This window comes from Haloflavibacter putidus (assembly GCF_006546625.1).
Lineage (GTDB): Bacteria > Bacteroidota > Bacteroidia > Flavobacteriales > Flavobacteriaceae > Mesonia > Mesonia putida.
In genome coordinates this window covers 1-1,085 of the sequence record NZ_VIAR01000037.1, presented here as the reverse complement: position 1 = coordinate 1,085, position 1,085 = coordinate 1, and the positions used below count along the sequence as shown (strand labels likewise).

General features: G+C 46.3%; 1 pseudogene. It reads right to left on the bottom strand.

The features are described from left to right. Positions 1-1,085: pseudogene (locus FKR84_RS13435) on the bottom strand (hypothetical protein); the annotation flags it as partial.

Sequence of the window (1,085 nt, the reverse complement as noted above, 5' to 3'; positions counted from 1 at the left end):
TTACCACTTGTAGTAAGATCAAAGGGCTCTGCTGCTATACCATCTTCATCATCGTCACATTGCTGCTGACTGAGCACTTCTATATCGGTCTCAGATGGGCTTGGCAAGGGCAGCACGCGTATGGTTAGCGTTATTGTGCTGGCACACATTGCCTGGGTTGCCCCATCGGTTACTTCTATATAAATGGTTTGTGCATTGCTGGTATTGGTATAGGCTTGCGGATTGTCTATTGGCGTACCGTTTTCATAATCGCTTTGCGAGGCGTAGTACACAAATTCCAGGTTACCCGGAATTGGCTCACTGCCTATAATATCGACTTCGCTATCGGTTAAGTTAAATTCCGTAAAGCCATCAGCGTCGCCATCATCACATACTTGTAATGGTGGTGGCGTGTTAAGTTCCGGTAGTGCTTCTACGTTTAGGATAAAAGTGTTGTTTTGTGTAAAATCAAACGCATCTACACAGCCGGTTGCCGTGTTTTCTACCCGCACATAAATGGGTTGCTGGTTGATGATGTTCATATAGTTACTTGGTACGGCTATGGCATCTACCCCGTCTTGCGCGTCTTGCTCTGAGGTGTGGTAGGTTACTTCCAAATCTGTCGGGTCTTGCTCGCCGATAATATTATCGTAATTCTCGGTCAGATCAAAGAAAGCAAAGCCATCTGCGTTCTCGTCATCACATACATACAAATCGTCCAATTCGCCGGCTATTTCCGGAGATGGGGTTACAATAAGTTGTAAAGACCGCACTACAAAACAGCCGCTGCCATCGTCTTGGTTTGGCCCGGTGTTTTCTACCCGCACCCAAATTACTTCTTCTGCATTGGCTGTTCCGTAAGGAACACTGGTATCTATTGCACCAACGCCATTGTTGGCATCGTCTTGGGTTAAGTGGAAGCTAGCCGTTACATTGGGCTCACCATTTAGAATGTCTGCTATAGCGGCTTCCAAATCAAATTCTTCAAAACCATCGTTATCCATATCACAGGCTTCCAAAGGTTCCAGCTCTTCTGCTATACTTGGGTTGGGCGTTACCACCAAGGTTAAAGTGGTGGTGTTTTCACAGCCTTCCCCGCTTATTAC